This window comes from Endozoicomonas sp. ONNA1, assembly GCF_024606325.1.
Lineage (GTDB): Bacteria > Pseudomonadota > Gammaproteobacteria > Pseudomonadales > Endozoicomonadaceae > Endozoicomonas_A.
This window is the reverse complement of the sequence record NZ_JAHHPN010000597.1, coordinates 1-3810: the sequence shown is the minus strand read 5'-3', so window position 1 is coordinate 3810 and position 3810 is coordinate 1. Positions and strand designations below refer to the sequence as shown.

General features: G+C 38.6%; 4 protein-coding genes and 1 pseudogene. All 5 read right to left on the bottom strand.

Annotated elements, in window-relative coordinates; all coding sequences use genetic code 11:
* Nucleotides 1–197 (bottom strand): Uma2 family endonuclease (locus tag KDK19_RS13780; RefSeq protein ID WP_257292186.1); only part of this gene is annotated, 197 nt, incomplete at its 3' end.
* A gap of 123 nt (nt 198–320) precedes the next feature.
* Nucleotides 321–1229: an AAC(3) family N-acetyltransferase gene (locus KDK19_RS13775; RefSeq protein WP_257292185.1), complete on the bottom strand. Its 909-nt coding sequence runs from the start codon at nt 1227–1229 to the stop codon at nt 321–323.
* Between the two features lie 2 nt (nt 1230–1231).
* Nucleotides 1232–1471 (bottom strand): acyl carrier protein, encoded by a 240-nt coding sequence (locus tag KDK19_RS13770; protein ID WP_257292184.1) that lies wholly within the window; start codon nt 1469–1471, stop codon nt 1232–1234.
* Nucleotides 1468–2958: an AMP-binding protein gene (locus tag KDK19_RS13765; protein WP_257292183.1), complete on the bottom strand. Its 1491-nt coding sequence runs from the start codon at nt 2956–2958 to the stop codon at nt 1468–1470. The genes KDK19_RS13770 and KDK19_RS13765 overlap by 4 nt, the downstream gene beginning before the upstream one ends.
* A 583-nt stretch (nt 2959–3541) precedes the next feature.
* A pseudogene (locus tag KDK19_RS13760) lies at nt 3542–3810 on the bottom strand (hypothetical protein); the annotation flags it as partial.

Sequence of the window (3810 nt, the reverse complement as noted above, 5' to 3'; positions counted from 1 at the left end):
ATGTCAGAAGCAAAGACATCACAGCCAGTGCCAGAAAGATGCTGATGAAGCCTCGCTGCAAGTGAAACTGTTAACAAGTTATGCGTTCGACTGCCACCCACCATGGCGAAGACATATCCATTGATGTACTCTCTTTTTGATTCAGCCGTCTTTTCTGACTCCAGGTATTCTTGAACGGACAGCAATGGGCTCCTCATAGCTTTTTTCATTTGGCTCACCGATCATATTCTGAAATATGAGCCATTCAATATAGACAGGAATACTCTATTAGTGTGATTAACGAGGGAAACTGAACGGTAACACTAAATAAACGAGTTAACTTAACGGACAAAGTAGCGTGCGAATGGTATAGGCCAGACATACATGGTTTTTCCATCCTTACCAAGGTCTACAGAACGGTCGATAAGTGTTTTAGCCTTAATCGCGTATACATCTAACCCGGCAACGGTCTCTTCAACCAGATCACTTTTAGAGAAATACTTTGAAATATTAGGAGTATATATTTGTCCCGTTCGCTGCCAGTAGCAGTGCTCGCCTTCGTTCCCATCCATATCGATGTAGCGATAACAAACTTTCTTAGGGAATAATTTTCTAAAATATCGATTTTCTTTCCATAATGCGCTTTCTACACAATGTAAAGAAGTAGCCACCTTAAGCCTATGACCTACACCCAGCCCGATTATCCATGCATTATCATACTCTCTTAGACGATAATAGGGTGAATTTTTATCCCAAGATGTCTCAGAATAGTGATGATCTTTAGTTAGATACTCAGCATGATATCCAAGTGCACAAACAGAATGATTTAAATTAATACTTCTTTTAACACCTGGGTAGCGACGAAATACCTCAGTTAGTAAACCAGCAGCGGATGGAGTGCGTTTAACTTTGAAAGTTGCTCCTTCAACTTGAGAAATGTTTGGTATAGCTGGCATTGCAAGCGTTCCTTGATCACCAATATAATGAACTAGCGCATCAATTAATTCAGAAGCACTAAAAGAACCGCTATTTAGATTCTCCCATGAAGAATGTATAAAAATTACATCCCCCTCTTTAATACCCACTTCCTTTAAAAAATCAAATATTTGAGCTAGCGTGATATCTGATGGCGTTTTTTTTCCTTTTGAATTACAATTTCTCGCATGCAAATAATTCGTCAATTTCGCCACAAGCAAATCAGGGATTTTTTTATAGCTTTTAAAATTTTTGTTCACTAGCTCAAACCCCATCACTACACCTTGATACCTTTTTCTTCAAGCGAAGATATTATCGCTTTTATTGAGGTTATTTTATCGAGCTCATCAAAGTCAAAACCCACATCAAAAGATTCTTCAAGCTGCAAAACAAGATTAGTATGATTTAGCGAATCCCAATTAGGTGTTTCCCCCAGCCCTGAATCCAAATCGATACATTCTGAATCTATCTTCAATACTTCTGCTACAATGGAGCAAACTTTATCATGCAATGTCATACTAGCCTCTTAGCTAATTCTCTCTTATCAATCTTGCCACTTTGATTAAGAGGAAAATCATCCACAAAAATAATTTTGTTCGGTATCATGTATTCAGGAATTTTACTCTGAAGATGAAACTTAATATCATTTTCGGTCAAATTATTGCCGGGTTCATACTTAATAAAAACAGCCAATGCTGCATCTGCCTGCTGACCGAAAGCGACTGTCGCACAGGAAGCAACTTCTGATAAACTATCTAATACTTTAGAAACCTCGTCCGGGTGAATCCGATAACCTCGTATCTTAACCAAACTGTCTATACGGCCTTTTAAATATACCAAGCCATCATCTATATAGGCCAAATCACCAGTTTTATAGAGGAGTCTATTAACATAATTAACTCTCGGATCAACTATTAGAGAACGTTCGGTTAGCTTTTGATCACCGTAGTACCCCATCATAATCTGCGGTCCGGCAATACAAAGCTCTCCCTCATGGCCAACCTGCCCGTCTTCATTTAATAAAACAAAATCAAGGGAATCAAAGCAATGACCAATCGGTAAGGGTTTCTCTAGTTCGGCGAGGTATTTTTTATTATCAAGCCTGACGGAGAAGCAGTTTATTGTTACTTCAGTTGGTCCATAAACATTATAAAAATGTGCACCGTTAGTTAAATTCTCATAATCATCTACCAATTGCCAGGAAAAGCGGTCACCGCCGGACAAAATAAGGTTAAGACTTGATAAATCCGCTCCACGCTTACGCTTTGAAAAGTTTGTGAGTGCAGTATGAGTGGTAGGAACGGAATATAAGACATCAATCTTATATTTCATAATCATAGCCAATATACTTGGGATGTTTTTATTATACCTGGCGACACCTATATCTGTTCCGAATGCCAATGCGAAGGCTAAGTCACCCATCGTAATATCAAACGTAAGCTCCGATGTCAGTAGAAGCCTTTCACTGTCTGAATAATCTGAAAATCGTCGTTTTGTCCAGTCAATGTAAGATCGAAATGAAGCTACTGAAATTGTTACTCCTTTAGGCTCGCCAGTTGAACCAGAAGTAAAAATAACATAAGCAACATCTGTTGGCTTCAACGATTCAAATTGAACGTCTTCACCAACCAGCTCATGTGTAAGCTCAGATGCTTTAATTACATTAACTTGATTACTAAATTCAAAATCAGACTCATCACCAACCAAGACAGCCGCAGGCCCGATTTTCTTAATAATTGACAGGTTTTTTTCAAGAGGCCAGGCAGTATTGAGAGGAACTACAAAATAGCCTGCTCTCCAAGCGGCAAAGACTAGAGCTATGTAGTCAGCCCCTCTCTCCATTAAAATACAAATTCCTTTCCTATCTCCATCCTGCTTCTTTTTAATTTTTGCAAATCCAGAAGCATACCTTTCAACATCCTCTGCACCTAGTTTTTTTTCATCATCAAAATATCTAACATCCTGAAATTTCGTTTCGTCCAACAGAGAATTATATAAATTCATAATATCGCCTAAATTTTCAATACAATGCTGAGGAAATCAGGTACCGTACACTCAAAGAAAACACACGAAAATTATTTGATCGGCCTGAGAATAGGGTAGAGGTATTTCTCTCTTTAACAACACGTTTTGCGTTTTTTTCATGCTGAGCTTGCGCCTTCGATAATTAAATACAAAAAGATTGCATTAATCATTTTTGGTCTCTCTTCAAAATAATTATCACCAGAGCAATGTTCACAAAATAGGATCATGTCTGGCTAAAAGAAGATATTATCATTTTCAGAGCCTACATTGACCTTCATGTTAGAAGCAAAGACCTCACCACCAGTTCCAGAGAGATTCTGATAAAGCCTCGTTGCAAGAGAAACTGTTAACATGTTATGCCTACGACTGCCACACCATGGCGAAGATATAACCATTGATATATTTACTTTTCGTTTCAGCCGTCTTTGCTGATTTAAGATATTCTTCAACGGCTTGTAGTGGATTCTTCTTAGCATGTTGTATCTTGCTCACGGGTCGCTTCTGAAATATGAGCACATCAATATAAGCAGGAATTAGGCAAAAACCATAGTAAAAACGACAATCAATGATAATTAAGAAACTTCCGTTCTTGTCGTCCGTCAGTTTTTCTGGACTGATCCATCCAGTCCACCACATCAGAGGTTGGACTAAAGCCATTTACACAACTGGTAAGCAGTTTTCTCAGATCGCTAAAACGCCCATCTCTTGCCACCTCAAAAACAGTTTCCAAGGCCATCCTGTAGTCATTCCAAGATTCTTTGCTTTCCATAGCCATGCTGATTTTAGGATGGCTGGTACCTGCCACATTGTCTCCAATCAACAGTTCTTCAT